At 63.1% G+C, this 2,239-nt stretch carries 3 protein-coding genes and 1 pseudogene; 3 read left to right on the top strand and 1 reads right to left on the bottom strand.

Going from position 1 to position 2,239, the window contains the following annotated elements; translation table 11 throughout:
• Positions 1-808, top strand: an 808-nt coding sequence (locus EN884_RS33720) for an FAD-binding oxidoreductase (RefSeq protein WP_164895342.1), incomplete at its 5' end; no start/stop codon positions are given.
• Positions 809-1,143: 335 nt separating this feature from the next.
• On the opposite strand, the gene EN884_RS33705 is transcribed toward EN884_RS33720, so the two are convergent.
• Positions 1,144-1,392, bottom strand: a complete 249-nt coding sequence (locus tag EN884_RS33705; RefSeq protein ID WP_063169910.1) for a DUF6356 family protein — start codon at positions 1,390-1,392, stop codon at positions 1,144-1,146.
• A 115-nt stretch (positions 1,393-1,507) separates the two neighbouring features.
• Between EN884_RS33705 and EN884_RS33700 the strand changes: the two genes are divergently transcribed.
• Together EN884_RS33700 and EN884_RS40350 are read left to right on the top strand one after the other, a co-directional pair.
• Positions 1,508-1,978 (top strand): Lrp/AsnC family transcriptional regulator, encoded by a 471-nt coding sequence (locus EN884_RS33700; RefSeq protein WP_013528044.1) that lies wholly within the window; start codon positions 1,508-1,510, stop codon positions 1,976-1,978.
• 165 nt (positions 1,979-2,143) lie between these two features.
• Positions 2,144-2,239: pseudogene (locus EN884_RS40350) on the top strand (dUTP diphosphatase); the annotation flags it as partial.

Genomic DNA, 2,239 nt, shown 5'->3' with positions numbered 1-2,239 from the left:
GTGCTGGGATCTATCGGCGGCCGACATGGAAGCCTATACCGCGCAGCATTCGGCCTGGGGCTACGGCATCGAGCGCGTCGACCGCGCCGGCGCGGCCCGTATAGAGCCTAATCTCACCCAACTCCCGGACGTCGCTTTGCATGTCGCCGAAGAGGGCGTTGCCGAGCCGGTCGCGGCAACGAAGGCGCTGCTGGCCGATGCCGAACGACGCGGCGCGCGGATCATCTCCAGCACGGTGACGGCGCTTGTCCAGACAGGCGGCAGGATTTCGGGCGTCGACACATCGCATGGGCTGCTTGCCACCGACGAGGTGTTGATCGCGGCCGGCGTCGGCTCGGCGGGCATTGCCGCCACCGCCGGCATAAATCTGCCGCTCGAGACGCCACCTGGCCTGATCGTCCACTCGCGGCCCTACGAGAAACTGCTGAACGGACTGGTGCTGGCCGAGCGGCTGCATATGCGCCAGACCGCCGAGGGCCGTATCATCGCCGGTTCCGATTTCGGCGGCGCCGACCCCGGCATGGATGCGCAAGCCACCGCCAGCGAACTGGTCGCGGTCCTGAAAGCCAGCCTGCGCGGCGGAGACGGGCTGGCGCTCGATTTCCACACGGTCGGTTACCGGCCGACGCCGATCGACGGTTTTCCGATCATCGGCCGCGCCGAGGGCATGGACGGCGTCTATGTCAGCGTCATGCATTCCGGCATCACGCTGGCGCCGGCCGTCGGCCTGTTTGCCGCTCGCGAAATCCTTGATGGCGAGCGCGATCCGCTGCTCGCGCCTTACGGGTTGGGACGGTTTGCTCAATAACCCGGACGGACGGCAGCGTCGGCCGATGTCTGTATAGGTTAACGCCCTACGGCGCCCCCCTCTGTCCTGCCGGACATCTCCCCCTCGAGTGGGGAGATTGGCAGTTTCGGCGCCTCGCTCAGTCCCGCAAGGTCGGCGATTGGCGAAAGCCGTCGCGACATCCAATCTCCCCCCTTGAGGGGGAGATGTCCGGCAGGACAGAGGGGGGCGCTGGCCCGCGGCGTTGCCGCAATTTGCAACTACCCGGCCAACGCCAGCTTCGCCACGGCCGGAGCAAAAGGCCGAATGTTGATCCCGTCCCTGGTCATGGTGACGAAGCTCGATGGCGGGATCGCCTAGGCGCGATCCGGAAGAGCCGCAGGCTCCTTGGTCGCGTGCGTGCCTCTGTTGTGCGTCCGCTCGTAAAGCTCGCGAACGATTCGGCTGGCGGTAGTTTCAAACAGAAATGGCAAGAAAGCATGAACGAGCGCGGCGCCGGCCGCCATCAACAGGCGCGACGAAAACCAGGCGGCAAAGCCCATGTGGCTGAAATAGGTTTCGCCGACCTTGGCCGGATGAGAGGTGAAAATCCTTGCGACCGACATGCTGGTTCCCCTTCAGCGCTTGAAGTTCCTGATATGAGTATCCTGACATGCTTCGCCGGTTCATCGGTCTCAAAATGTCCTTGTATTTCGGTGATGCATGGAACAAATATCCCACATGGCGCTGGAAATTGACGAAATCGACCGGAAATTGCTCGCCGAGTTGCAACGCGACGGCACGCTGTCGGTCGACCAGTTGTCGGAACGGGTGGCGCTGTCGCGCAATGCCTGCTGGCGCCGGGTGAAGCGGCTGGAGGAGGCCGGTGTCATCACCGGCAGGGTGGCGCTGGTCGATGCCGAAAAGCTCGGGCTTGGCCTTTCCGTCTTCATCCTGATCCGCACGTCCAACCACGATCCGGAGTGGCTGCAGAGATTCCGGGCGGCGGTGACCGGCTTTCCCGAGATCATCGGCGTCTACCGCATGTCCGGCGACCTCGACTACGTTCTGCGCGCCCGCGTCGCCGACGTGAAGGCCTATGACCGGCTCTACCAGCGGCTGATCGCCAAGGTGGCGCTGTCTGATGTTTCCGCCTCTTTCGTGATGGAAGAGATCAAGGAGACGACGGTGGTTCCGATGGAAGTGCGCTAAGATATGTCGATATTCAGGTGATGCCGGCCTGCAAACGACGGGTTTCGACTCGGCCTGACCTGAATCTCAACACACCTCAGGCCATACTGATGCCTGAAAGAAAGCCGTTGATAGGCTTGCGGGCGAGTTGACCGAATCGCCGTTCGCGCCGATAGGATCGATTTTATGCGCGCAGCCCTTCAAACTCCCTCCGTCATCGGTCCGACCGTCGGCTTCGTCAGGTTGCCGCATGCTGAAGGACTTCCCCTTCCTGCTTATGAA

Origin of the sequence: Mesorhizobium sp. M7A.F.Ca.AU.001.01.1.1 (assembly GCF_004022735.1) — a bacterium.
GTDB classification, from domain to species: Bacteria; Pseudomonadota; Alphaproteobacteria; order Rhizobiales; family Rhizobiaceae; genus Mesorhizobium; species Mesorhizobium ciceri.
The sequence above is the reverse complement of the archived record's forward strand: the minus strand, read 5'-3'. Positions and strand labels throughout refer to the sequence as shown.

What these genes read in the sequence shown, in the direction of transcription:
- EN884_RS33705 (WP_063169910.1), bottom strand. Translation starts at nt 1,392, where the DNA reads ATGTCGGTCGCAAGGATTTTCACCTCTCATCCGGCCAAGGTCGGCGAA.
- EN884_RS33700 (WP_013528044.1), top strand. Translation starts at nt 1,508, where the DNA reads ATGGCGCTGGAAATTGACGAAATCGACCGGAAATTGCTCGCCGAGTTG.